Genomic DNA, 25019 nt, shown 5'->3' on the forward strand with positions numbered 1-25019 from the left:
TGCGCTAGGGGGCTTCCCGCCAAGCGTGTTCGGCGAAGCTGAAGAGGCGGTGGGGGGTCATGCGCAGCCAGGCTGTTGCCCAGTCGAGGGTGCCGCCTTTGTTGCGTTGGTTGGTGAGGTCGATGACTTCGGGAGGGGCTTCGGTGAGGACCTCGGCGGGGCCTTCGGTGAGGACGGCGGCGTGGGTTTCGTGTTCGCCTTCCAGGACTGAGAGGGCCAGCCAGGGATTGGCTTGTACGTTGCGGACGCGGATCGCGTTGCCCAGGGTGGGGAGCCAGAAGGACTCTGCATAGGTCGTGAAGAGCGTCGGGGCGGCGTGGGCCCGGCCGTCGGCTCGGGTGGTGGAGGCGAGCGCATAGCTCCGGCGGTCCAGATAGACAGCCACCTGCGCCCCGGTCAGCCTTCGTTCCGGTGGGTATGCCGTGCGTACGGCCCCGCCTTTGCTGAACGACGCTTCCTGCAGATCTCCCAGCCAGGTCACCAGATTCGGATCATCCACGGGTCGGATCCTATGGGGCCACGTACTGGTCGGGTAGGGATGGCCAGCGTTGGGAGGCCCAGGTCGACCAGGTTGGGTAGCCGGCAGGGGCGGGCGGGAGGTCGGTACCCAGAAGCTCTTCGTCGTCCGGCGTCTCGAACAGAGTGCTCCAGTGCTCGAGCTCTGCGTCGGTCATCTGGAACGTCTGGTCGGGGGTGGTGGCGAAGCGGTGGGTTACGCGGCGGCGTTGTTCGGTGGGGGTTATCGGGAGGTAGATGACTTGGCTGTGAGCGCCGACGGTGGAGGCGATCCAGCGGAGGGATGAGCGCTCGGCTTGGCTCCAGAAGCCGAAGTCGAGGACGACGTCGGTGCCGAGTTGGGCGGCTCGCATGCCTAGCTGGATGAGTTTGCCTTCGACCAGGTCGCGTTTGTCTTCTGGGTTCTCGTCGCCGAAGAGGGCGATCTGCCATTCGTCGGGGGTGAGGCGCAGGGCCGGGGCGGTGAGTTCCAGGTGTCTGGCGTGGGTTGTTTTGCCGGCGCCTGGGAGGCCGACGATCAGGTAGACGGTTGCGGGCATGCAGTCAGGTGTACCAGCGACGGCCTTCTCCGGTGAGGACGCGGCCGAAGGCGAGCTCGGGGAAGTGGGAGCCGACGCCGACGGTTCGTGGGTCTTCGAGTTCGCGGAACAGGCGGTCGCGGACCGTCTGGGCGAGCGCGGGGTCGACGTCGCCCAGCGAGCTCCAGGTCGGCTCGTCGAGCTGGACCGGGCAGATGATCGCGTCGCCGAGGAGCAGGGCGCGCCGGTCGCCGGACGAGATGATGACGCAGAGATGGCCGGGCGTATGGCCTGCGGTCATGATCAGGGTGAGGCCGGGCGCGATGGTGGTGTCCTGGGTGAGCAGGTTGAGGTGGTCGCCGGTTTCGGCGGCGGTACGGAGGCCTTGCCGGAGGTGCTCGGCCATGCGGGCGTGCGGGCCGTCGACGAAATGGGTCCAGTCGGCGGTACCGAACCAGATGGTGGCGTTCGGGAAGACCGGTACTGCGTCGAAGTCGAAAAGCCAGCCGCAGTGGTCCGAATGCAGATGCGTGCAGACGACGTCGGTGATGTCGGCGGGCGCGACCCCGATCGCTCGCAGGCCGAGTGGGAGTTGGCCACCGACCAGGAGCCGGCGTGGGTCCGTGTCGTTCAGCGCAGGACCCATGCCGGCGTCGACGAGGATCACGCGTTCGCCGGTACGCACCAGGAACGACCCGATGGGCAACCAGGCCATTCCGTCCCGCTGCTGGAAGAGGTCCTCGTGCCCGTCGGGTCGAACATGCTCACCGAAGTACGCCGGTGAGGCGCGGAAGGTTCCGTCGGTGAGCGGCTGGATGTCGATGTCACCGATCCGCATGCTGATCCCTCACCTCATCGCCGGGGATGCGCCTCATCCCACGGTAGGGCGTCCGCCGGGCAGCTGGCAGAGTGCCGCAGGGTCAGCGGGGTTGGGCTGTTCGGTAGGTGAGTAGGCCTTCTACTCCTTGGAGGAAGGTGTTGCAGACCTCGGTGGGGTTGCCGAGGCAGCCGGCGGACATGGCTCCGTCTCGGAGCATGATGAAGTGGCGCGCTGGGGGGTGGGGGTCGGCGTCGCCCAGGTCGGTGAAGAGAGTCGCGATGGTGGTGGCGAACCAGGCGCGGTGGGTCAGGACTGCTTGGTGGACGGGGTGGTCGGGGTCTGGGTATTCGGCGGCGGCGTTGAGGAAGGCGCAGCCGCGGAAGCCGTCGGAGGTGATGGTGGTGGTGATTGCTTTGGCTACGGCGCGGATGCTGTCGGCGGCTGAGTCGGCGCCGGCGATGGCCTGGTTGAGCTGGTCGCGCTCGAGCTGAGCCGCGCCCTCCAGGTAGGCGACGACCAGTTCTTCCTTGCCGGTGAAGTGGCGGTAGAGGGTCGCGCGGGTGACCGAGGCCTCGGCGACGATGCGATCGATGCCGACGGAGTGGATGCCCTCGGTGTAGAAGACCCGCGTCGCGGTGTCGAGCAGGCGCAGACGTGCTTCGGAAACCTTCACCATCTGACCGAGCGTAGCAGATAGGTAGAACGTTCTGTCTTGACAAGGAGTCGACCGTCACCCATGGTTGAGAGAGGTAGAACGTTCGGTCTCTTTTGAAAGGCTCACCCCAATGACCACGATCGAAGCCACCACCGCCGGGATCGCCCCGGCCTTGCGCCGCCTGTACTTCGGACGCTTCGCGTTCGCCATCGTCTGGGCCGGACTGATGTTCGCCACCAAGTCCGACCTCGGCCCGCTCGGCGTCGCGTTGATCGTCATCTACCCCTTGTTCGACGTCGCGGCAGCAGTAGTCGACATCCGCACCACCGGCCCGGCCCGCGGGCTCTACATCAACATCGCGATCAGCCTGCTGGCCGCGATCGGTCTGGCGATCGCCGGCATTTCCGGTGTACCGGCCGTACTGCGCGTGTGGGGTGCCTGGGCGGTCGTCTCCGGGTTGATCCAGTTGATCGTCGGCGCCGGCCGTCGCAAGCTGGGTGGCCAGTGGCCGATGATGCTGAGCGGTGGAATCTCCATCCTGGCAGGGCTCTCGTTCGTCGCCGGCGCTTCCGCGGACGACCCGAAGCTGACCAACATCGCCGGGTACGCCGTACTCGGTGGAATCTTCTTCCTCGTCTCGGCGATCCGGCTAGGGCGTCAACAGCCCGTTGCCGTGCGCTGACGCGACTGCCTCGGTGCGCGTCGTGACGGAGAGCTTGCGCAGGATCCGGGCGACGTGGGTGGCGACGGTGTTGGAGGAGACGAAGAGTTCGCGGGCGATCTCGGCGTTGGACAGGCCGCGGGCAAGGACCTTCAGAACGACGAGTTCTCGCGCGGTCAGGCCGTACGCGTTGGCCACGACGGGAGCCTCGGCCAGCCCGGCGCGAGTGGTCAGGGCGGCGATCTCCGTCAGCAGGGGAGTGGCGGAGAGGTCGGTGGCCAGCGCCTGGGCTTCGGTCAGGCGGAGGCGGGCGCCAGGTTTGTTGCTGGTGGCAAGGGCTGCCGAGGCGGCGGCGGTGAGGGTCATCGCGAGTTCGTAGGGCTCGGAGAGGGCGCGCCACGCAGCCACGGCAGCATCCCAGGACTTGAGAGTGTTGGATTCGGCCGCCTCGGCGGTGCGGAGGGCGGCGGCGACCGTCGGCCAGCGGGATTCGCCGTCGGCCAGTAGAGCCCGTACTTCGGGCAGCCGCGTGGCGGGTTGTCTGCGATGGGAGCGGGAGAGCCGCTCGAAGTAGACGCCGACGAGGAGTACCCATGCCGTTTCGTAGTACAGGACGTCGGTGCTCGTGAGGACCTTGTCGAAGTGGTCGGCGAGGACCTTCTCGGCGGCGTCGAGGTCACCCTGGCCGGCCAGAACGAGCACTCGCAGGCTGGTGAAGAAGTGCTCGAAGGCGGCCGGGCGGCGCTCGCCGAAGGTGTCCGAAGCGATGCTGATCAACTCGCCGGCATAGTCGAGATCTCCACGCCTGCAGGCGATCTGGGCGACCAGGAATCGCAGAGCAGCGTCGTGGCGCGGCGGTGGGCCGTCCGCGAGGGCGTCGTCGACGACGTCGAGGGCCTCGTCCCAGCGGCCGAGGTAGAACAACGCGTAGGCACGGTTCTGAGCGAGCATGCTGCCTCGGGCGCGACCGAGCCCCCAGCGTTCGGCTGACTGTTGCGCGGCCGCGATGAGGGCGACCGCCTCCTCGCGATGACCGTTCTTGTTGAGGGTCAGGCCGGCCCATTGCACGGCAGTCAGATAGGTGTAGTGGTCGCCGCCCGCCTCCGCCGCCGCGCGGCAATCGGCGTACTGCTGCAAGGCGGACGGTACGTCGCCGTTGCGGTCGTCGACCCAGCCGAACACCAGCAGCGCCGCCGCTCGCAGGCTGTCGTCTCCGCGCGCGAGCTCATAGGCCTCCGTGGCGCAGGCTTGGGCGCGCGACTGCAGTCCGTCGATGCAGTGCAAGTAGGCGAGTGAAGACAGCAAGCGGCTTCGCAGTACGTCGTCCGCGCCTGCCGGTACGAGTTCGACAGCGGCGGTCAGGTCCTCGATCCCGCTGTTGTCGATCCGGTTCCGCAGCAGCCCTCTGAGCCCCAGAAGCCGAGCTGCCTGCGCGGGCGCTGACGAGGCATCGAGGTCGGCCAGCGCCTCGGTCGCGTAGGCGACGCCGGAGGTCGATCGACCGGCGGCATAGGCAGCTTCGACCGCCGCCAGGAGTACGTCGACTCGATCGGCTTCGATGTGGGCGGCAGAAGCCGCCGACCACAAGGTCAGGACGCGTTCGAGCAAATGCAGTTGTTCGTCGTAGGCATGCTGCTGCGAAGCGACCGCCGCTGCCTGCCAGGCCGCTGCCAGGGACAAAGCCGGTTCACCAGCCGCTGCCCAATGCTCCGCCAGCGCTGCCGACGGATTCGTGCGGTCCCCAAGCACATGTGCGTAGCGCGCATGGAGTCGACGCCGTTGCCCGGGAAGAAGTGAGCCGTAGACAGCTTCGCGGATCAGGTCGTGCCGGATCGCGTAGCCGTCGGTCGTGGCGATCAGCTGGTTGCGTTCGATCAGTTCGCGCAACGCGTTGTCGGGCGGGCCGTCGCAGACCTCGGACAGCAGTTCGTCGGTCACTTCGGCACCGGCAACCGCGATGGTCTCCAGCAACTGGCGAGCATCCGATGACAGGTCCGCCACACGGTCGAGCAGCAGCGTGGTGAGGTTGGCGAGCCCGGCGGGCGAAGTACCGGAAGCTCTGAGAGCCTCTACGAACAAGGGGTTTCCGGCGCTGCGTCGGTGGATCTCGGCGCTGACCACCGGATGTGCCGGCTGGCCCTCGATCGCGGAGAGCAGCGCGCCGACCTGCTGGCGGCTCAGCGGTTGCAACTCCAGTTGGACGATCTCGGCGCGTCGCCCAAGCTCGCCGAGCAGCTGCCGAGTGGGGTGCGCAGCCGCCAGGTCGCCAGTACGAACCGTGCCCACCAACAGCACAGCCCGCGGCCCGAGGTTGCGCGCCAGGTAGACGAACAACTCCCGACTCGACGCATCAGCCCACTGCAGATCTTCGATCAGTACGACGACAGCCCGGTCGCGCGCCGCCAGGTCGAGCAGCGCCACCAGCTCCTCGAACAGCCGGATCTGCCCGCCGTCAGCAGGCGTCAATCCGAGCTCCGGAAGCCAGGCCGCCAGCGCCGTACCGTCCGACGGGAGCTGCGCACGCAATCGCTCAGCCCCCCAAGTGCGCAGGAGGTCACGGAGTACGGCGACGAACGGGACCCACGGCGTACCACTGGCGCCGAGCTCGAGGCAGCCGCCGGACAGGACGAGCGGATCGCCCGGCAAGGACGCCAGCGCGGTCGACGTCAGGCGCGATTTGCCGATGCCGGCCTCACCCGAGACGAGCACCGTCACCGATTCGCCTCCGGCGGCCTTCTCGTACGCCGCCAGGATCTCGGCCAGCTCGTCGCTGCGCCCGACCAGCTCCGGACTGACGATTGTCGTCGGCATGCCGCCCATGGTCGCACCCGGAGGGATCGGGATCGGATGTCATCAGATCAAGTGACGACCGGACCAGGGGTCGACAGCCAGGGTTGAGCCATCGGAACGACAACCCGTGATGGAGGAACCCGAAATGACCGACACTTCGCACCGTACCGTCGTAGCGAACATCTCCTTGACCCTGGACGGACGGGTGAACGGCCCCGGTGGCGACTACGACCAGAGCTGGGTCGTGCCGCATGCGGTCAGCCAGGTCGCGCTGAGCCACATGACCCGGGTGACCGGGCCGGCGACCACCGCGCTGCTCGGCCGGAAGAACTACGAAGGCTTCGGCGGCTACTGGCCGACCGTCGCCGACGACGAGACCGCGCCGGCCGAGTGCCGGGAGTTCTCGCGCTGGCTCAACGAGGTCGACAAGGTCGTCTTCTCGACCACGCTGCGCAACGCCGCCTGGCAGAACAGCCGGATTGCGACCAGCGACCCGGTCACGACGGTGAAGGAACTGCGTGGGCAGCGCGGCGGTGACATCGTCGTCCTGGCGAGCACGAGCGTGATCAAGGCGCTGCTCGCGGCGGACGAGGTCGACCGGCTGTCGGTGACACTGTGCCCGGAGCTGGTTGGCGGAGGCGTCCAGCTTTTCGACGAGACGGTCACGCGAGGCTCCTGGGCGCTCGTCGACTCGACCCCGACGGACAGCGGAGCCCTCTGCCTCCTGTACGACCGCAAGCGCGACTGACCGGGTCGTTTTGACGGGGTGCGCATGGTTGGGCACGCTGTGTGCGGGACGCCTCGGATCCGCACCGCCCAGCCGGATCCAGGCGAGACGCCGGAGGTACCTGAGATGGTTCTTCGAACGGTCCGACTGTTGACGGCTGTCCTGCTCGCCGGGGCCTGCGCCCTGGGAACCAGTGTTCTGGGTTCCACGCAGGCCGAGGCGAAGCAGGACGCCGAGCCGCCGAGCTGGCCAGTCTTCATCGTCAGCGTGCCGAACGGCCGGGTCGCCGACCTGGACGGCGGCGGAGTCGACGAAGGCCACAAGATCCAGGAGTGGCCCGCGAACGGCTCGGTCGCCCAGCAATGGCTGGTGCAGCGGGATGGCGATCACTACAAGATCAGACTCGAGAGCAACCACGCCTGGTGCTTGTCGCGGGACCAGGCCAGGGTCGTACTTCGCAGTTGCACTAACAACTCCTCTGCCTGGGATGTCGAAGACCTCGGCGGCCGTTTCCGGCTCAAGGACCTAGCCGGCGGCTACCTGCACGTCGTCGCCACGGGTCCGTCGAACGGTCGCGAGCTGGTCACCAGCGCCGACTCGGGGGCCGGCGCCGAGTGGTACCTCAACGGCATCGACGTACCGCGTCGCCCGATGCCGGCTGACCCGCGGCTCGACCAGGTCACCTTCCTGGCCGCGCACAACGCGATGGCCAACACGGACGAGGGCTTCTGGGGCCGGTTCCCCAACCAGTCATATCGTCTGAAGGACCAGCTCAGCCAAGGAGTGCGCGGGCTGCAGATCGATGCCTACCCGTACCAGGGTGACGTCCGCATGTGCCACGGCAGTTGCTGGGGCAACGAACGGACGCTGACCGCGGGCCTGCAGGACGTGGTCGACTTCCTCAACGCGAACCGCGACGCGATCGTCACGGTGTTCATCGAGGACTACACGAGCGTCGAGGAGCTGCGCGCGGCCGTTGCCCGGGTCAACGGGTTCGCGGATCGCGTCCTCAATCCCGCGCAGGCCGGCGTACGGCAGACCGGCTGGCCGCGCGTCTCCGAGCTGGTCGCCCAGAACCGCCGCCTGCTGGTCTTCTCGCAACGCTCCGGGCGCGACTCGTACGGCGTGATGTTCGACCGCGACTGGACCGCCGAGAACTACTGGTCGCTCGGCTCGAGCGGCAACGACGTCCAGTGCTACAGCCGCTGGGACGAGGTCCCGCTCGCGAAGGAAGAGCCCGGCTTCCGCCGCCTCTACTCGATGAACCACTACCGCGACATCCCGTCCGAAGGCTCCGCCGGCAGCGACAACGGCACCAAGCTGGCCGACCGCATCCGCCGCATCTGCGGCCCCGCCGCCGGCCGCAAACCCAACTACGTAGCCCTCGACTTCTACCAGAAACCCGAAGGCGGAGCCGTCCGCAACCTGCTCGCGGACCTCAACACCTATTGGTGATGACCCACCCAGCTATCCGGACGCGCTTCGTCCGGGTAGCTGGGTACCGTGCTGGGCATGGCTATTGGACAGTTTCCCAGTGTCGTTCTCGACTGCCCGGATCCTGCGGCGCTGGCCGCGTTCTACGGCGCGATCCTGGACTGGAAGGTGGAGAACAGAGACGGCTGGAGTGAGATCCGGGCGGACTACGGGCACTGCATCGGTTTCCAGCGCGTCGAGGACTACCGTGCGCCCGCATGGCCGGGGCAGGACGTGCCGCAGCAGATGCACCACGACATCATGGTCGAGGACCTCGACGCCGGCGAGGCCGCCGTGCTCGAACTCGGTGCGACCAAGCCCGAGCACCAGCCCGGTACGACGTTCCGCGTCTTCCTCGACCCGGCCGGCCACCCGTTCTGCCTCTGCGTCGACTAGCTGGGGAGTCGACCAGCTCAGGTCGACTAGCTGGTCAGCATGCGGTGGTGGCCGGCGGGGAGTTTGGACCACCAGTTGTTGTAGCGGGAGTAGACGGCTGGGTCGCGGTCGGCGAGGAGCGCGGTGAGGGACTCAGCCTCGGCGCGTAAGGCCTTCCAGACCTTGGCGGGTTGGCGGCGGAAGGCTATGGCTTCTATGCCTGCGGGGGTTGGGCGCCAGAGGCCGGCTACGTGGCCGTCTACCAGGATGGTCGGCAGTACGTCGCCGTTGGTGCGGGTGACGATGGACTTGTACTCCGTCGGCACGATGCGCGAGCGGTCCGCGTAGGCGAGCAGGGTGCTGTCCCACATCGCCATCAGGCGTGGGGGAGCGGGCGTTTTGGCCGGCGGGCGTGGTGCGTCCGGTACGTCGTACAGCTGCTCGCCGGCCGGTCCTTCGAGGACGATCAGCTTGTCGAGGAGCGACGCGATGGCAGCCTTGGCGCGGGTGCGGTGGACGGAGGCGAACTGGGCCACGTCGGCCATCGACGCCGGGCCGAATCCTTCGAGGTAGCGCCAGACGAGGGTCTCGAGCGCTGCGGTCGCCAGCTCCTCGGAGTACGGAAAAGGTTGTGGCGAGGCGACGTACAGGGGGCGTTGGCCGAAGGACCAGGGGCCGCCGGTCGGTGCGTGCACGACGGGGACGAAGCTGCGGAGTCCCCACCACACGTCCTTGCCGGGGACATCGCCCTGCTCGCCGAGCCACTGCTCGATCTCCGCGTTGGTGCGCGGCTCCTTGGTGAACTCGAGTAGCCCGGGGATCAGGTCGTGCGCGTCGCCGAGCGGCAGGCCGCCGGCGCGGGATTGCGTCAGACGACCGCGCAAGGTCGCCTGCATGGCGGTGTGCAGCGGCAGGTGATCGTCGCGATGCACCGCGTGCAAGGTGAAACGCATCAGCGTCGCCTTGACCAGCTGGCCCTCGGTGAACGCCGTGTCGAGATCGGCCGCCTTGAAGTCGGCGAGCCGGTTCCAGAGCGCGATGTACGGCGATGCCGCCTGCTGCGCCTGGATGGCGACGATTCGCCGCGTCCCTTCGACCGGATCCAGCGCCTCCCGCTCGAGCAACAACTGTCGCGCAAGCGTCGCCCGGTTGAGCTCCTCGGCGCTGACCTTCAGCGGCGAACCCGGGCTCATGCGGGCGGCAGGTCTGCGGCGATGGTGAGGAGCCGGTCGAGGACCGAGCCGCCGGACGCGCGGCCGCCGTCGTGCTCCCACTCGTTGGTGATCCAGGTCTTGAGGTTGCCGACGCGAGCAGCGGTCTGCAGCGAGAGCCCTGCGTCGACGTACATGTCGTCGTGCCAGACGGCAGCCGCGACCGGCACTCGATTGGCCTGCAGTTTCGGTACGTCGTACAGGGGAGTCCAGTCGGTCGCTGTCGCGAGTAGCTCGGCGGCTTCCTTGAACGGCTCGAGCAGCGCGATCTCGTCGAACATCCAGGGATAGATCATCTCGCCGGTGAACAGGATGTGCTCGGCGTCGCCGTCGAACTCGGCCGGGCGCAGGCGGTCAGCGGCCCAGTTGGTCGGGCGGTCGTCCTGTCCGTAGATGCTCTCGTGCAGGACGCTGAAGAGCGGGCCGGTGCCGAACTGCGTCCGCTCCATCACGCCGTAGAGGAATTCAGCGCCCAGCTCGCCGTCGTCCCAGGCTCCGTCGATCAGCCAGTGCAGGGTCTCGGCGTAGTCGCCCATGCCGAGGTTGAGGCCGAGCGTCTGGAAGCGCCGGACGGTCAGTGGGTCGCCGTCGGGAAGTCGTACGTCGTTGTCGCGCAGGTGATCCACGATCCGGCGTACCCGCTCGACGTCTTCTGGATAGCGCTGGTAGAACGCCTCCACCTTGGCGCGGACCCGCGGATAGGTCCGGCTGTAGACGTCGTCGGCGATCGTGTCGAGGCCGGGCAGTCCGCCGGTGATCAGGCAGGTCTTGAGACCCTCGGGGGCGAGTGACAGGTAGGTGAGGGTGATGAAGCCGCCGTAGCTCGTGCCCAGCGTCGTCCACGGCTTGTCGGGGCTGAGCTGTGCCCTGATGAGTTCGGCGTCCCGCACGATCGAGTCGGCGCGGAAGTGCCGCAGGTACGCCGCTAGCTCCGCCGGCGTTCGGCTGGACGCCGTACGGGCTGTTACCGCGGTACTGCGACCTGTGCCGCGCTGGTCGAGCAGCAGCACCCGGTAGTCCTTGGCGGCGCGGCCGATCCAGCCGCTGGCGCTCATGGGTCGCGGTGACGCGCCACCCGGGCCGCCCTGCAGGTAGATGAGCCAGGGAAGGTCCGCGTCGACCTTGGCCGCTGCGACGACCTCACGGGCCAACACCTCGATGGTCGGCCCGTCCGGCTGCGAGTGGTCGAGCGGCACGGTGAACACGTGGTCGGTGACGACAAGTCCTGGAAGTCTGGGCACCGGCCCATTGTCCTCAGTCGAGTTGCGCGAGGGTACGGCGGATCCGGACCAGGTGGTCGGCGGCGACCGTCGGACCGTCTTCGCCCGCCAGGATCCGGCGGATCGACTCGACGTGCACGGTCCGGTAGGCCGCCACCACCAGGGCCGCGGTCAGCTTGGGCTCCGGTACTGCTGTTGCTGCCATCGCGGTGGCGATTGCGTTCTCCAGCATTTCCAGGAGTTCGCGGGCGCGGGCCTGGAGGGCGCGGGAGCCGGTGACCAGCCGCCAGAAGGGGGCGAAGTCGGCGCTGATGGCCGACAGCGGGTGGCCTTGCTCGGCCAGAGTGACGAGGAGGGTGGTCAGGGCTCGGGTGGCGGTGGTGCGGGGCGAGCGATTGGCGACTGCCGCGACGACGAGGGCTTCGGCCTCGGGGTAGCGGTCGAAGAGCAGGTCCTCTTTGCGCGGGAAGTGGGCGAAGACGGTCGGGCGGGCGACGTCGGCTGCCTCGGCGATCTGGGAGACGGACACCTCGTCGAAGCCGTGCTCGAGGAAGAGCGCGGTGGCGACGTCGGAGATGTGGGTCCGGATCGCCACCTTCTTGCGTTCGCGCAGACCAGGTTGACTCATACAGAAAGCTTACTCGGACAAAAGACATACTGGGTATGAGTTTGTTTGCTATCGTGACGGCATGCGCAGCATCGGGGTGAACTACGACACCGGACTCGACCTGGAAGGGCGCTCGACCCGCTCGGTCTTCGATCGGGAGACGGCGCGGCGCGAGCTGCGGACGATCGCGGGGGAGTTGCACGCGGAGGCCGTCCGGGTGACGGGAAGCCATCCGGAGCGGCTGGCGGTCGCCGGAGCGGAGGCGCTGGAGGCAGGGCTGGAGCTCTGGTACTCGCCGATCGCGATGGATCTGGAACCCGACGAGCTGGTTACGTTCCTGACCGGCGCTGCAGTGGACGCCGAGCGGTTGCGGGTAGAGGCAGAGCAGCACGCCGCGCAAGGGGTCGGGGAAGGTGCCGGGCTCGAGGTTGTGCTGATTCTGGGCTTCGAGATCTCCTTGTCCTGCAAGGGGTTCGTGCCGGGGGAGACGATGGGTGAGCGGATTGCGACGATGATGGATCCGGGCACCTGGAGTGATCCGGTGATGATGGGCCGGATGATGGCGGGGCTGCAGCGTTGGGGTGTTGTGCAGGAGCAGCTGGCCGCGGCGGCTCGTGAGGTCTTCGGTGGGCGGATCACCTATGCGGCGGGGATGTGGGAAGAGGTGAACTGGGATCTCTTCGATTTCGTCGCGGTCGATGCCTATCGCGATGCGCAGAACGCGGCGACCTTCCGCGATGAGCTCGCTGGGCGGTTGAAGTGGGGGAAGCCGCTGGTGGTCACCGAGTTCGGCTGCTGCACGTTCCGGGGTGCGGCGGATCAGGGTGGGACGGGGTGGCTGATCGTCGACCGTTCGGTGGATCCGCCGGCGATCAAGGGGGAGTACGTCCGCGACGAGGGCGAGCAGGTGCGGTACCTCCGGGAGCTGGCGGCGACGTTCGAGGAGGTGGGGGTTGAGGCGGCGTTCTGGTTCAGCTTCGCTGGGTACGAGTTGCCACACCGTGCTGACGACCCGATGCATGACCTGGACTTGTCGGCGTACGGGCTGGTCGCGGTGGATCCGGACGGCGGGTGGCGGCCGAAGCAGGTGTTCCATGCTCTCGGCGAGCTGAACGGGAGCTAACGTAGGCGGGTGCGAGTAGCTACCTGGAACGTGAACTCGGTCAAGCAGCGGATGCCGCGGTTGTTGGAGTGGCTGGACGAGCGGCAGCCTGATGTCGTCTGTTTGCAGGAGACCAAGCTGGCGGACGATGCCTTCACGAAGTTGCTGGGGGACGAGCTGTCGGGGCGCGGGTATGAGTCCGCTGTCTATGGGCAGGCGCAGTGGAACGGTGTCGCGCTGCTGTCGAAGGTCGGGCTGGAGGACGTCGTCACTGGAGTTGCCGGAGCGCCGGGATTCCCGGACCCGGAGGCGCGGGCGATCGCCGCGACGTGTGGCGGGGTTCGGATCCACTCGCTGTACGTGCCGAACGGGCGGGAGCCTGACTCGGATCACTACCAGTACAAGTTGGCGTGGCTTGCCGCGTTGAAGGATGTCGTCGCGGCGGGGCCGGCTGAGCAGATCGTCTGTGGCGACATGAACATCGCGCCGACCGATGCGGACGTCTTCGATCCCGCTGCCTTTGTCGGGTCGACGCATGTCACGGCACCGGAGCGGCAGGCGCTGGCAGATCTGATGTCGACTGGATTGCACGATGTCGTTCGCGATCGATGGCCGACCGAGCGGGTGTTCAGCTACTGGGACTACCGCGCCGGGATGTTCCACCAAGACCTCGGCATGCGGATCGATCTGATGCTGACGTCGGAGCCGGTGGCCGAGCGGGTCAAGGCGGCGTGGATCGACCGCAAGGCGCGGAAGGGGACCGGGCCGAGCGACCACGCGCCGGTGATCATCGATCTGGACACTGCGCCCGATGGCGACATCGGTCCGGTCGTACCGCCGCCGTCGGCACCACGCGGCGCGAAGAAGAAGACCACCAAGCTCCCCCAGAACCGCTGAATGAACGGCCTCCGCCTGGTTGCACTTGTCAGTGCACTCTCAGTTCTTGTCGTGGGGTGTTCGGAGGACAAGGGTGCGTCGCCCCCGCAGGCGGTGGGGTGGACGCAGGTCGAGTTGCCGGCTGAGCCTGTGGTCCTGACTGGGCATGGCGACGAGTTGCTCATCGGGCTGCGGGATCGCAGTGCGAAGGTTGTGCCGAGGTTGCTGCTCCAGCAGGCGGATGGGAGCCGGCAGGAGATCAAGGTCGAGGCCAAGAGTCCGTACGCGCTCCTCGCGACCTGGCAATCCGTTGCGTATGACGGGAAGCGGCTGCTGGCGCTCGGCGGGGCTTCGGGTGGGGCGCACTCCAACACGCGGTGGACGGTGTGGACGGGGTCGGGGAAGACGCTGACGGAGTACCCGCAGGAGTTCAACACGTTCGGCGGGCAGAACGCTGGCGGGCTGTACTCGGCGATCATCACGCCGGCAGGTGAAGCGCTCGCTGGTACGTGGGGAAGTGCGAACACCGGGCTCGATGGTGCCATCTGGTTGCCGCAGGGGACGAGCAAGTGGGTGCGGCAGTCGTCGGCGAAGACTCCGTTGGAGAGCGTGAAGACGCTGCTGCTGAGCCCGAGCTACGGCACCGCGGCCGGCGACGGGATTCTGCTGGTCGGATCACAGGTCCGGTTGGATTCGAAGGTCAAGCAGGAGACCGCGGTCTGGCGTTCGGCGAAGGTCAACGAAGGGTGGAGCCGGATCGAGCTCCCGGAGCTGGGCGATCGCAGTCAGGGCAACACGGCGACCTGTACCAGCGCGACGGCCTGCACGATCTCCGGATTCGTCGACGGCAAGCTCGCGATCTGGCAGCTCGACGGTGACCGGGGCAAGCGGCTGGCGAACGTGCCGGCGATCCCGGTCGGCGACAAGGACAAGCTGCCGCCGCCGGTGGTCGCCGACGGGCGGACCTACCAGCTCATTGCCGAGGGCAACAAGGTGAAGGTGGTCAGCGGGCACGACGGCACCTGGACGGTGCAGGAGTCGACCGGTCCCGAGGGCGTGGTGAAAGACGCCGCGCTGGTCGGCAAGACCCTCTACCTGCTCGCTGGTCCTGCCGACAAGCCGGCATCCCTCTGGAAGACCACCCTCAACTGAGCGCCCTGACCGGAGCTGCCGGCTTCAGCTGATCAGGCCGCGGACGTAAGCCGCTTGGCCGGCGTGCTGGAGGTCGTCGGACAAGACGCTGATCAGGCGGACCCCGAGCGTCACCGGCGGGTTCCAGCGCTTGTCGACGATCCGGTCGAGGTCGTCGGCGGTCAGCGTCTTCAGATACTCGAGGCTGCGGGCGTGTACGGCGTCGTAGTACCCGAGCAACTGCTCGCCCGACAGCTTGACCGCGGCGACGTCTTCTGCCGAGTGCCCGTAGCCGGTGTCGGCCGCGTCGAACGGAAGGCCGAGCCGATCGTGCCAGCCATCAGCCGTGTAGGTCTGCTCGTACCCGCCCGCGTCCGCGAGGTGATCGTCCTGGATCCGGGTCAGATGCCAGACCAGCCACCCCATCGAGTTGCCGGTCTCCTCGGGTCGCGTCCCGAGCGTCAGGTCGTCGAGCCCTTCGACGGCTTCGTGCACGACCTCCTGGATCCGGCCGAAGGCGTCGAGCAACAGTTCACTGGTGTTCATCAGCTGCCTTCCATCAAGCGCTGTCCTTCGTCACGGGGAGTCTAGTCTGGTCAGGACATTGGTTCTCGAGCGAGGAGCAGTCGTGGAATACCGCACTCTGGGCAGCAGCGGCACGGTCGTGTCGACGTACGCGCTGGGCACGATGACGTTCGGCAACGAGACCGACGAGGACGGCGCGCACGAGCAGCTCGACCGGTACGTCGAGGCCGGCGGCAACTTCGTCGACACCGCCGACGTGTACACGGCCGGCGCCTCGGAGAACATCATCGGGCACTGGCTGGCCAAGTCCGGCGCGCGCGACGACGTCGTACTCGCGACCAAGGGACGCTTCCCGATGGGCGACGGGCCGAACGATCTCGGTACGTCGCGGCGGCACCTGCGGCAGGCGCTCGACGCGTCGCTGACCCGGCTCGGTGTCGATCACGTCGACCTGTACCAGCTCCATGCCTGGGACCCGATCACGCCGCTGCAGGAGAGCCTGAGCTTCCTGGAGGACGCAGTACGGGCCGGGAAGATCCTGTACGGCGGCCTGTCGAACTTCACCGGCTGGCAGTTGCAGAAGGCGTGCGACCTGATCGACCGGCGCGGGTGGTCGCCACTGGTCACGCTGCAGCCGCAGTACAACCTGCTGGTGCGGGAGATCGAGTGGGAGATCATCCCGGCCGCGCAGGAGAACGGTCTCGGGCTGCTGCCCTGGTCGCCGCTCGGTGGTGGCTGGCTGACCGGCAAGTACTCCTTCGACGAGGAGCCGACGGGCGACACGCGGCTGGGCGACGATCCGAACCGCGGTGTCGAGTCCTGGTTCCGGCGGAGCAAGAACCAGCGCGTACGGGATGTGGTCGAGGCGGTCCGCGCGATCGCGGAGGCGCGGGGTGTCTCGATGGCGCAGGTCGCGCTGGCGTGGCTGGTGGATCGGCCGGCGATCACCTCGGTCATCCTCGGCGCCCGCACCATGAAGCAACTCGACGACAACCTCGCCGCGGCCGGTCTGCACCTCACCCCCGAGGAGACCCAGCGCCTCGACGAGGCGAGCGACCCGGGCGCGGCCGACTACCCGTACGGCGGTCCAGGCGTCGACCAACGCGACCGCCCAATCACCGGCGGCCGCGCCTAATCCTCGACTGCGATTCGAAGAGCGGCGTACGACGCAACGAGCGCGCGCCGCTCTTCGACCAGCAACCGGTCGTCGAGCTTGCAGCCTGCCGCGACCCAGCGGTCCGAGTAGTCCATCGCGTCGACGCGATGCGCCGCAGCCGGCCGTACCGCTTCCTTGTCGGCTTTGTAGACATAGGAATAGAGCTCCACCAGCGCGTCTTCGAGTTGCACGCGGGTCACCGAGGAGTCGTGCTGATGCGCCCGATGGATCCGCCACCACTCGACCTCGAGCCGCGCCGCCTCGGCCGGATCGAAGTGCTCCGAGTCGGCCACCAATTCGTAGAAGCGACGCATATACGCCCGCGCCCCATCCGGCTGGTTGTCCGGGAAGGGCGCCCAGAGCTGGTTGGCCTTGAGCACGTACCAAGCGCCGGCAAGCGTCCGCGCCCGACTCATCCCGAACCCCGCCGCGACCATCCCGACCGAGCTCCGCAGGAACTTGATCCAGTCGTGCCGGTAGTACGCGACCCAGGCATCCGTCTCGCGGTTTCCCACCACGACAGGATCGAAGGACCGCGGCCCGCTCATCAGCTCGGCAGGATTCCGGACCAGGCCACCCCGAGCGCGAGGCAAGCAAGAGTGAGAATGCCGAAGAACCCGACCCACAGAATCGCCGGTACGCCGGTAAGCCGCCGCAACTGATCAGCGTCCGAGCTCCGCCCGCCGCCATGCCGCCGCGACCGCTGCAACTCCAGCACCGCGCGCGGCGCCGCAAGCAAGAGGAACCAGGTCAGCAAGTGCGCGAACCCGGACTGCACCTGCTCCGAGCCCCACCACGACACACCGAACACGATCGCACCGAACGCCAGCACCGACCAGAGCCCGAACAGGTTGCGGATCTGCAGCAACAGCAGAAGCAGCGTCGCGAGGAGTCCCCACAGCAACGCCACGGCATACCCCTGCTTCAGCACGAAAGCCGCCGCGATCCCGAACAGCGCCGGCCCCGGATACCCGACCAGCAACACGGCGATCATCCCGACACCATCCGGCTTGCCGCGCGAGACGGTGACGCCGGACGTATCCGAGTGCAACCGGATCCCGGCCAGCTGCCGCCCGACGAGCAACGCGATCAACCCGTGCGCGCCCTCGTGCGCGATCGTCACCACCTGCCGCGCCTGCCGCCAGACCGGCCGCCAGGCGATCAGCAGCAACGCGACGATGCCGGTCACGATCACGACCGTGCCCGAAGCACCCGGCTGGGTGCTCGTGATGTTGTCCCAAACCTCGCCCATCACCCCATCCTTGCAGGCACCCGGTGAGGTCAGCTCCAGGGGATGTGGACGGTCACCCGCTCCCGCAGCTGTTCGCTGAGCAGCCAGAGTTCGTTGGTGGCCGGCCAGTAGGAGAGGTTCTCGGTGTTCTTGGGCGCTTTGGTCCAGACCGTAGTGGAGACTCCGGCGGTGCCACGGTGGAGGCAGCTCGGGTAGTCGACGCCGTCGCCGATGTTGTCGGCGTACTCCGGACAGACCCCGGTGATCACGAACTTCCCGCCGTACGAGACCGCGCCCTGCATTCCCCACACCGGCGAGTTGAACGCCTCGACAGCCGGTACTACGCCAGCCGCATTCACCGGCGGGAGCCCAGTCGCGAGGTCGACCGGCCACCGGACGATTCGCCCGCCGCCGCGCTCAGTGTGCTCGGCCGCCACGAAGGATCCGGTGTGGTCGAGCCCGAGACTCGCGAAGCACGGTTTGATGCCGGTCGTGTTGGCACACCCGCCACCGGCGTACCAGTAGGCGCCCGTCTGCGGCAGCGCGAACGCATGCCACAGTGCGTGGTACTTGCCGTCGGCACCTAATCCGACCTCGCCGGTGCTGGTGTCGGTGCGCCAGATGTGCCGCAGGTCGAAGGTTCGCAGTACCGATCCGCCCGTGGCGACGACGAGGGTGTTGCCCGACCAATACATACCGTGCCCATGACCGGCGATCGCGGCGAAGTTGCCGTTGCTGGTCGGCTCGACGAGCAACACCTGCCGGTACTTGTTGGTCGCCAGGTCCAGGAACGACACCCGGATCGCGCTGTCGTTGCCGTTGTGCCAGGTCGCGGCGACCACCCTCCGCGCTCCACCGCCGGGCTGCGCGTCGCCAGACCCGGTGACACCCTGCGGGATCCAGACGTTCTCGTCATCGTCCTCGCCGTCCTGCCAGCAGAACCCTTGCGGATTGAGCGACGCGGTCAGGTACGTCGGATGACACAGGTTCCGCCCGGTCCGGTTGGAGGCAGCCAGTACTTCGCTGACGCCGACCGGCGCGAGCGACGGCTTCTGCTCCAACGCCGCGATCCGCCCGCCGTACGTCGCGAACGTGTCGCCCGCGACGAGCTGCATCCCGCTCGCGTCGATCCTCGGAAACGAAGCGGCAGCCCCGGCCGGCGCCGTACAGACGCCCGTCACCACCGCGATGGCCAGCAACAAACGTCTGATCCTCATCACCCGATGGTGGTCGAGCCGCGCGCCGTTGGCCATCTGGACAACGAGGCGTTGACAGCGATCCGGTCGCGCAGGACGGTGAGGGCAAGGGGGAGATGATGAAGGCTGCTGCCGTCGTACCGTTGTCGCAGTTTCTCGACTCGGCGGGGACGCTGACGCTCGATCAGCGGAAGTTGCTCGTCGATCAGTCGTTGTTGTTGCTCGAGCAGAACTATGTGCATCTGCAGCTCAAGGTCGCGATGCACGCGGTCAATCCGCTGCAACGGCTGCGGGTGATGCGCGCACGGATGGAGCGGCAGACCGCCGAGACGATGGAGGCCGAGTGGCTGTTCCATCGGCAGATGTCGAGCATCTTCCACTCGGTCCGGGACCTGCACACCAACTACCTGCTGCCGGCGCCGTTCGCGGGCAAGATCGCGTTCCTGCCGTTCATGATCGAGAAGTGCGTCGACGAGGCGGGCGGCGAGCAGTACCTGATCACCCGGACCGTCACCGGCTACACCGCGCCGCAGTTCGGGGCCGGCGCCGAGGTGACGCACTGGAACGGTACGCCGATCGCTCGCGCCGTCGCCCTCAACGGAGCCCAGTTCGCCGGCAGCAACGACGCCGCGAACCTCGCCCGCGGACTGGAATCCCTGACGCTGCGCCCATTGGTGATCCAGTCGCCGCCCGACGAGGACTGGGTGACCTTGACCTATGTCGGCCTCGACGGCTCCTCCCAGGAACTGCGCGAGCAATGGAAGGTGACGACCAACCTGCCGCCGATGACCGACCTCGACGCGCTCACTCCAGCCTCGGCCTCCATGGGCCTCGACCTGGACTCGGACGAGAAGTCGCGAGCCAAGAAGGCCCTGTATGTCCGTGAGGTCGTCGACCTGGAACGCGGCCAGAGCTCGGCCGAGCTCAAGAACCCCAAAGCAGTCGGTGGCGACGACCTGCCGACGACGATGCCCGGTGTGTTCCGCGCCCGCGAGGTGGTCACCGCGAGCGGCACCTTCGGCCACCTGCGGATCTTCACCTTCAGCGTCACCGACCCGATCGCCTTCCGCGACGAGTTCGTCCGGCTTGCCGCCGCACTGCCGCAGAACGGCCTGATCGTCGACGTCCGCGACAACGGCGGCGGGCACATCTATGCGAGCGAGTTCACCCTGCAGACGTTGACGCCCCGGCACATCTCGCCCGAGCCCGTGCAGTTCATCAGTACGCCGCTCAACCTGCGCATCTGCCGTCGCCACAAGGACAACCCGGCCGGCATCGACCTCGGTCCCTGGTTCGACTCGCTCGACCTCGCCACCGAGACCGGCGCCGCGTACTCCGCTGCGAAGCCGATCACCCCCGAGGACGGCGCGAACGCGATCGGCCAGACCTACTACGGCCCGGTCGTACTCATCACCGACGCCCGCGTGTACTCGGCGACAGACATCTTCACCGCCGGATTCGCGGATCACCAGATCGGCCGGATCCTCGGCGTCGACGAGAACACCGGCGCCGGTGGTGCGAACGTCTGGACCCACGGCCTGCTCGCCACCTTGCTCAATGAGCCGCCGCCACCCGACGAGACCTCGCCGTACGTCGCGTTGCCCAACGGCGCCAACCTCCGCGTCGCGATCCGCCGCACCCTCCGCGTCGGCGACCTGGCCGGCACGCCGGTCGAAGACCTCGGCGTACGGCCTGATTCGACCCACCAGATGACCCGGCGAGACCTCCTCGAAGGCAACGTCGACCTGCTCGACGCGGCCGGTGCCCTCCTCGCGGCGATGCCCAACCGCCGCCTCGACGTCACCACCAAGCTCACCGGCACGACGCTGACCGTCGAGCTGGGCGTGGACGGTCTCGACCGCGTCGACCTCTACCTCGACGACCGCCCGATCAGCTCCGAAGACCTGGCCGGCGACCCCATCAGCATCGACATCGTCGACGTCACTCCCGGCCAACTCCTCCGCGCCGACGGCTACTCAGCCAGCACCCTGACCGCTTCCCGCCGCTCGGTGGTCTGAAAGGGCAGTGCCGGTGTGATCTCCTTCATATTCTTCGCAACTATCAGCAGATTGCGATAATTTCGAAGATGTAAGTCAGATCACAAGCTAAAACGAATGACCGTTCTTGATCTCCACGGGCTCGCGGGCGCAGGCTGGACGGTAGAGAACGAGCGTTCGGTTTCTGGGGAGGGCGACATGGCGCAGGTGACTCTGAGTCGACCACTGGAGGACCTGCCGTCGCTGTCCCCGCCCGCCGAGCACCACGCGAAGCTGAAGCGTGTCGTCCGCGAGATCGCCCTGCTGGCGGTGCTCTTCGGCATCTACAACCTCGGCCGGCTGATCTCGGCGCATCACGCCGGCTCGGCCTTCATCCACGCGGACGAGGTGCGGCACTTCCAGGCCTGGCTCGGCCTGCCGACCGAGGCGCAGGTCCAGCACGTCGCCTTGCAGATCCCCGACCTGGCGCGAACGGCCAACCGGTACTACGCGATGGTCCACTTCCCGCTGACGGCCGCGGTGCTGATCTGGCTGCTGATCCGCCGGCCGGCGGAGTACGCGAAAGCACGGTGGGCTCTCGCATCGCTGACCGGTCTGGCCCTGATCGGGCACCTGGTCTTCCCGCTCGCGCCGCCGCGGATGTTCCCGCAGTACGGGCTGGTCGACACCGCGCAACTACTCGGCCAGTCGGTCTACAGCGCCGATGCCGAGAGCGGGCTGGCCAACCAGTTCGCGGCGATGCCGAGCCTGCACGTCGGGTGGGCGTTCATGGTCGCCGTGTTCCTGATTCGTGCCACGAAGTCGCGGTGGCGGTGGTTGTGGATCGCGCATCCGGTGATCACCTTCGCGGTGGTCGTCGTGACGGCCAACCACTACTGGCTCGACGGGCTCGTCGCGCTCGCGCTGGCGGTCCCGTTGGTGCTGATCTTCGACAGCCGGCGGGTGCGCCGGGACAGCACACCCGCCGACCTGTCTCAGTTGTCGGCCGGCGGTCTCGCCGTGGTGGCCAGTTCCTCGTCGGCGCGGACCAGGTAGGGCTCGCGTTCGACGACCAGCCGGGCGGCGGCCGCGCCGATGTCGAAGTACAGGCCGACGAGTTCGAGCCGGCCGGCCTCCTCGGCCTTGCGGACGCAGGCGAAGCTGCGCAGGTTCTCCAGCTGGACCGCCACGTTGGTGACGGACAACTTGTCGGCCGGTGACAGTTTGATGCCGGTCACCGGGTCGACGATGTCGGGCAGCGCGGCGGACCGGCGTACCGACACCTCCAGATGCTTCAGCCAGGTGTGCAACGCGGAACCGTTGTCGGTCGAGGCATCCAGCGCCGCCGCGGCCGCACCGCAGTGCGAGTGACCGCAGACCACGATCTGCGCGACGCCGAGGATGTCGACCGCGTACTCGACCGCCGCGTCGACGGAGTTGCTGTTCGACCCGTACGGCGGGACGAGGTTGCCGACATTGCGAACGCAGAACTGGTCGCCCGGTCCGGTCGTCGTGATCATGTTCGGCACGATCCGCGAGTCGGCACAGGTGATGAACAGCTGCGTCGGCTGCTGGCCGTCGGCCGCGAGCCGCGCCATCATCGGCCGGATCGGATCGGCGGACGCCTCGAACTCGAGGATCCCGTCGAGCATCGCGGCCCGCTGGTCGACCTCGGCCACCAACTGGCGTTGTGGCTGCCAGGGGATGAGCCGGCGGCCCGTGTCGCCACGCATCGCGGCCCGGAACGCCGCCCGGTTGAGGACGACCGAACCGCCGCGCGCGATGTGCCCGCGTCGCCAGTCCTCGATCGCCTCGTACGCCGCGTGGTCCAGGTGATCGACCTGGAGATCCACCCGGACGGGCGCGCCGACCGGGATGGTGCGCAGTGTCCGGACCAGCGACGCCACCCCGAGGAAGACCAGCGTGCCGCGGATCCGGACGATCCACACGCCGTCCTCCTCGGCCGTGGTGACCGTTGCCCTGGCCAACCGATAGAGCACCCGGCCGAGCGCGAGGATGAGCCCGGCGAGCACGCCCTCGGCCAGTCCGAGGGTGGCGACGCCTGCCGCTGTCACGACGTACACGAGAAGTTCGTCGTGTCTGCGGAGGGTGCGGATGTGGGCCAGCTGGACCAACCGCAGGCCGGTGACGAGGAGCACGCCGGCCAGGGCGGCCATCGGGATCAGCTCGAGCATCGCGCCCGCTGCGAGCACGAAGACCGCGATCCAGACGCCGTGCAGGATCGCTGATGCCCGGGTGCGGGCACCGGCGGCCACGTTGGTGGAGCTGCGCACGATCACGCCGGTGACGGGCATCCCGCCCAGGGCACCGGAGATCGCGTTGGCGGCGCCTTGGCCGATCAGTTCGCGATCGAGGTTGCTGCGCTTGCCGCGGTGAAGCTTGTCCACGGCAACGGCCGAGAGCAGGGACTCGACGCTGGCGACGAGGGCGACGGTCAGGATGGCCGTCGCGATCTCGAGCGGGCCGCCACCGGGCAGCGCGGGTGGGATGAGTTCCTTCAGTGGCGCGTCCGGCAGGTTGACGCGGGTGACGTTGACCATGAAGACGGCGGCCGCCGCGGTGGCGGTGACCACCGCGACCAGCGGCGCGGGGACCATCCTGGCCTTGGGGATCTTCGGCCAGACGAGCAGGATCGCCACGGTCAGGATGCCGATCAGCACGGAGCCGGCATGGTGCGCCAGCAACTGCGCGGGAAGCCCTGCCACGTTGGCGATCAGGGAGCTCTGGGCCTGCCCGCCGAGCACCACGTGCAGCTGCTGGACGGCGATGGTGATGCCGATACCGGCCAGCATGCCGTGCACCACGGCGGGGGACAGGGAGAGCGCGAGCCTGCCGATGCGGGTGACGCCCAGCAGGATCTGGAGCAGGCCGGCCGCGCAGGTGATCGCCGCGGTGGCGGCCCAGCCGAACTGCGTGGCCAGCCCGGCCACGACGACCGTGAGACCGGCCGCGGGACCGCTGACCTGCAAGGGGGAGCCGCCGAGCGCGCCGGCGACGATGCCACCGACGACGGCGGCGACGAGCCCGGCGATCAGCGGGGCCCCGGAAGCGGCTGCGATCCCCAGTGACAAAGGGATCGCGATCAGGAAGACGACCAGCGAGGCCGGTACGTCATGTCGGACGATGGACCTCCACGAGCTGCGCTCGGGCGCAGCCTCGGACGGAGGCGGTGAGTGGTTGGGTGAGATGGTCGGCACGGGTCCTCCGGCGTTGGGTGCTGACAGCAACAGAACGTCGAAACAAAGAGTGTCGATCTGAGCACTCATAGTAGCCGGGCGATCAAGGGCAGACGAGCAGTAATTCGAATTCGTTGCCTGGGGCTCCGTTAGTGGGAGCTAGGCTCGCGATCGGCACACAAACGCGCAGCACGAGGTCCTGGGAGGACGACGAGTGGATCTGCAACTGTCCGGGAAGATCGCGGTGGTCACGGGAGCCAGCAAGGGGATCGGGCTGGCCTGTGTCGAGGCGCTGGCCCGGGAGGGGGTGCAGGTGGTCGGGATCTCGCGGGATCCGGGCAACCTCGCGACAGCTCAGAAGGTGCTGGCGGAGAAGGGGCTGGGGTTCGATGTCGAGGCCGTGGATCTGACGGATCCGGAGGCTTCGGCGGAGGTGTTCTCGCGGATCGGGATTCCGGACATTCTGATCAACTGTGCGGGGGCGGCACGGCGTACGCCGGTGGCAGAGTTGGACAGCAAGGCGTTGCATGCGGCCATGGAGGCCAAGTACTTCACGTACATGCACGCGACCGAGGCGGTCGTGCGTGGGATGGCTGAGCGGGGGACGGGGGCGATCGTGAACATCGTCGGGCAGGGTGGTCGCGCGGCGAACCCGCTGCACATCGGCGGTGGGGCGGCCAACGCGGCGCTGATGCTCGCGTCGGTCGGCTATGCGAAGGCGTACGCCGATCGCGGCGTACGGGTGAACGTGATCAACCCCGGCATGACCCGCACCGGCCGCGTCGACGAAGGCCTCGAAGCGGCAGTCCGCTCCACCGGCCGCCCGAAGGAAGAACTACTCGCCGAGATGGTCGCCGACATCCCGCTCGGCCGGGCGGCGGAGCCGGCCGAGGTAGCCGACCTAGCAGTCTTCCTGGCCTCACCCAGAGCCAGCTACATCACCGGCGCCGTCATCCCCATGGATGGCGGCGTCGCCTCCGTCATCTAGGCCCCATGACGCTTCGCGTCACCTCGACCGGTTCAAGAGCGGGGAAAGCACAGAGCGCCGCCAGGTTC

Annotated in this window: 24 protein-coding genes; 11 read left to right on the plus strand and 13 right to left on the minus strand. The window is 68.0% G+C overall.

Translation table 11 applies throughout. The annotated features are described in order from the left end of the window. Positions 1 to 4 precede the first annotated feature (4 nt). From ABD116_RS28895 to ABD116_RS28910, 4 genes are all read right to left on the minus strand, one after another. Entirely contained in the window at positions 5 to 499 is a 495-nt protein-coding gene (locus ABD116_RS28895) for a pyridoxamine 5'-phosphate oxidase family protein (RefSeq protein ID WP_343977118.1), read from the minus strand. A gap of 10 nt (positions 500 to 509) precedes the next feature. Continuing rightward, positions 510 to 1055, minus strand: a complete 546-nt coding sequence (locus tag ABD116_RS28900) for a P-loop nucleotide/nucleoside kinase family protein (RefSeq protein ID WP_343977121.1) — start codon at positions 1053 to 1055, stop codon at positions 510 to 512. 4 nt (positions 1056 to 1059) lie between these two features. After that, a complete protein-coding gene (locus ABD116_RS28905) occupies positions 1060 to 1872 on the minus strand; it encodes an MBL fold metallo-hydrolase (protein ID WP_343977124.1) in 813 nt (270 codons plus the stop codon). A gap of 82 nt (positions 1873 to 1954) precedes the next feature. Next, positions 1955 to 2530, minus strand: coding sequence for a TetR/AcrR family transcriptional regulator (locus ABD116_RS28910; protein ID WP_343977127.1), 576 nt, complete (start codon positions 2528 to 2530; stop codon positions 1955 to 1957). 109 nt (positions 2531 to 2639) lie between these two features. Here ABD116_RS28910 and ABD116_RS28915 point away from each other — a divergent pair, with 109 nt between their 5' ends. Further along, positions 2640 to 3191: a hypothetical protein gene (locus tag ABD116_RS28915; RefSeq protein WP_343977130.1), complete on the plus strand. Its 552-nt coding sequence runs from the start codon at positions 2640 to 2642 to the stop codon at positions 3189 to 3191. Here the strand turns inward: ABD116_RS28915 and ABD116_RS28920 are convergent. Further along, positions 3159 to 5981 (minus strand): helix-turn-helix transcriptional regulator, encoded by a 2823-nt coding sequence (locus ABD116_RS28920; RefSeq protein WP_343977132.1) that lies wholly within the window; start codon positions 5979 to 5981, stop codon positions 3159 to 3161. The two genes, ABD116_RS28915 and ABD116_RS28920, sit on opposite strands and share 33 nt — an antisense overlap. 124 nt (positions 5982 to 6105) lie before the next feature. On the opposite strand from ABD116_RS28920, the gene ABD116_RS28925 reads away from it, so the two are divergent. From ABD116_RS28925 to ABD116_RS28935, 3 genes are all read left to right on the plus strand, one after another. Next, entirely contained in the window at positions 6106 to 6708 is a 603-nt protein-coding gene (locus tag ABD116_RS28925; protein ID WP_343977135.1) for a dihydrofolate reductase family protein, read from the plus strand. A 105-nt stretch (positions 6709 to 6813) separates the two neighbouring features. Further along, positions 6814 to 8142: a phosphoinositide-specific phospholipase C-related protein gene (locus tag ABD116_RS28930; RefSeq protein WP_343977138.1), complete on the plus strand. Its 1329-nt coding sequence runs from the start codon at positions 6814 to 6816 to the stop codon at positions 8140 to 8142. 57 nt (positions 8143 to 8199) lie between these two features. After that, positions 8200 to 8556: a VOC family protein gene (locus ABD116_RS28935; protein ID WP_343977141.1), complete on the plus strand. Its 357-nt coding sequence runs from the start codon at positions 8200 to 8202 to the stop codon at positions 8554 to 8556. 26 nt (positions 8557 to 8582) lie between these two features. Here the strand turns inward: ABD116_RS28935 and ABD116_RS28940 are convergent, their stop codons facing one another. Genes ABD116_RS28940 through ABD116_RS28950 form a run of 3 tightly spaced genes read right to left on the minus strand, consistent with a single transcriptional unit; the run spans position 8583 to position 11594 of the window. Beyond that, positions 8583 to 9728 (minus strand): winged helix DNA-binding domain-containing protein, encoded by a 1146-nt coding sequence (locus tag ABD116_RS28940; RefSeq protein WP_343977144.1) that lies wholly within the window; start codon positions 9726 to 9728, stop codon positions 8583 to 8585. After that, positions 9725 to 10987: an alpha/beta fold hydrolase gene (locus ABD116_RS28945; RefSeq protein ID WP_343977147.1), complete on the minus strand. Its 1263-nt coding sequence runs from the start codon at positions 10985 to 10987 to the stop codon at positions 9725 to 9727. The genes ABD116_RS28940 and ABD116_RS28945 overlap by 4 nt, the downstream gene beginning before the upstream one ends. Positions 10988 to 11000: 13 nt before the next feature. After that, positions 11001 to 11594 carry a helix-turn-helix domain-containing protein gene (locus tag ABD116_RS28950; protein ID WP_343977150.1) on the minus strand — a complete coding sequence of 198 codons (594 nt, stop codon included), beginning with the start codon at positions 11592 to 11594 and terminating at the stop codon, positions 11001 to 11003. A gap of 61 nt (positions 11595 to 11655) precedes the next feature. Here ABD116_RS28950 and ABD116_RS28955 point away from each other — a divergent pair, with 61 nt between their 5' ends. The 3 genes from ABD116_RS28955 to ABD116_RS28965 are packed head-to-tail and all read left to right on the plus strand — an operon-like array spanning position 11656 to position 14703. Further along, positions 11656 to 12696 carry a glycoside hydrolase family 113 protein gene (locus ABD116_RS28955; RefSeq protein ID WP_343977153.1) on the plus strand — a complete coding sequence of 347 codons (1041 nt, stop codon included), beginning with the start codon at positions 11656 to 11658 and terminating at the stop codon, positions 12694 to 12696. A gap of 9 nt (positions 12697 to 12705) precedes the next feature. Then, positions 12706 to 13572, plus strand: a complete 867-nt coding sequence (locus ABD116_RS28960) for an exodeoxyribonuclease III (RefSeq protein WP_343977155.1) — start codon at positions 12706 to 12708, stop codon at positions 13570 to 13572. 51 nt (positions 13573 to 13623) lie between these two features. Then, the gene (locus ABD116_RS28965) at positions 13624 to 14703 is read left to right on the plus strand and encodes a hypothetical protein (protein ID WP_343977157.1); all 1080 of its coding nucleotides are present in this window, start codon (positions 13624 to 13626) and stop codon (positions 14701 to 14703) included. 24 nt (positions 14704 to 14727) lie between these two features. Here ABD116_RS28965 and ABD116_RS28970 read toward each other — a convergent pair whose 3' ends face one another. Continuing rightward, positions 14728 to 15228 (minus strand): mycothiol transferase, encoded by a 501-nt coding sequence (locus ABD116_RS28970; protein ID WP_343977159.1) that lies wholly within the window; start codon positions 15226 to 15228, stop codon positions 14728 to 14730. An 82-nt stretch (positions 15229 to 15310) separates the two neighbouring features. Between ABD116_RS28970 and ABD116_RS28975 the strand changes: the two genes are divergently transcribed. Continuing rightward, positions 15311 to 16342: an aldo/keto reductase gene (locus tag ABD116_RS28975; protein WP_343977162.1), complete on the plus strand. Its 1032-nt coding sequence runs from the start codon at positions 15311 to 15313 to the stop codon at positions 16340 to 16342. Here the strand turns inward: ABD116_RS28975 and ABD116_RS28980 are convergent. Genes ABD116_RS28980 through ABD116_RS28990 form a run of 3 tightly spaced genes read right to left on the minus strand, consistent with a single transcriptional unit; the run spans position 16339 to position 18811 of the window. After that, positions 16339 to 16878, minus strand: coding sequence for a hypothetical protein (locus ABD116_RS28980; protein WP_343977166.1), 540 nt, complete (start codon positions 16876 to 16878; stop codon positions 16339 to 16341). The two genes, ABD116_RS28975 and ABD116_RS28980, sit on opposite strands and share 4 nt — an antisense overlap. A gap of 32 nt (positions 16879 to 16910) precedes the next feature. Beyond that, entirely contained in the window at positions 16911 to 17615 is a 705-nt protein-coding gene (locus tag ABD116_RS28985) for a M50 family metallopeptidase (protein ID WP_343977169.1), read from the minus strand. 29 nt (positions 17616 to 17644) lie between these two features. Further along, the gene (locus ABD116_RS28990; RefSeq protein WP_343977172.1) at positions 17645 to 18811 is read right to left on the minus strand and encodes a hypothetical protein; all 1167 of its coding nucleotides are present in this window, start codon (positions 18809 to 18811) and stop codon (positions 17645 to 17647) included. 98 nt (positions 18812 to 18909) lie between these two features. On the opposite strand from ABD116_RS28990, the gene ABD116_RS28995 reads away from it, so the two are divergent. Both ABD116_RS28995 and ABD116_RS29000 read left to right on the plus strand, forming a co-directional pair. Next, positions 18910 to 20808 (plus strand): S41 family peptidase, encoded by a 1899-nt coding sequence (locus tag ABD116_RS28995; RefSeq protein WP_343977175.1) that lies wholly within the window; start codon positions 18910 to 18912, stop codon positions 20806 to 20808. A 177-nt stretch (positions 20809 to 20985) separates the two neighbouring features. Beyond that, the gene (locus tag ABD116_RS29000) at positions 20986 to 21822 is read left to right on the plus strand and encodes a phosphatase PAP2 family protein (protein ID WP_343977178.1); all 837 of its coding nucleotides are present in this window, start codon (positions 20986 to 20988) and stop codon (positions 21820 to 21822) included. On the opposite strand, the gene ABD116_RS29005 is transcribed toward ABD116_RS29000, so the two are convergent. Then, complete coding sequence (locus tag ABD116_RS29005) at positions 21762 to 23984, minus strand: bifunctional SulP family inorganic anion transporter/carbonic anhydrase (protein WP_343977181.1); 2223 nt, start codon at positions 23982 to 23984, stop codon at positions 21762 to 21764. The genes ABD116_RS29000 and ABD116_RS29005 overlap by 61 nt on opposite strands. Before the next feature lie 193 nt (positions 23985 to 24177). Here ABD116_RS29005 and ABD116_RS29010 point away from each other — a divergent pair, with 193 nt between their 5' ends. Next, on the plus strand, positions 24178 to 24951 hold the full coding sequence (locus ABD116_RS29010; RefSeq protein ID WP_343977183.1) for an SDR family NAD(P)-dependent oxidoreductase: 774 nt from the start codon (positions 24178 to 24180) through the stop codon (positions 24949 to 24951). Positions 24952 to 25019: the final 68 nt, after the last annotated feature.

This window comes from Kribbella koreensis, assembly GCF_039525325.1.
GTDB classification, from domain to species: Bacteria; Actinomycetota; Actinomycetes; order Propionibacteriales; family Kribbellaceae; genus Kribbella; species Kribbella koreensis.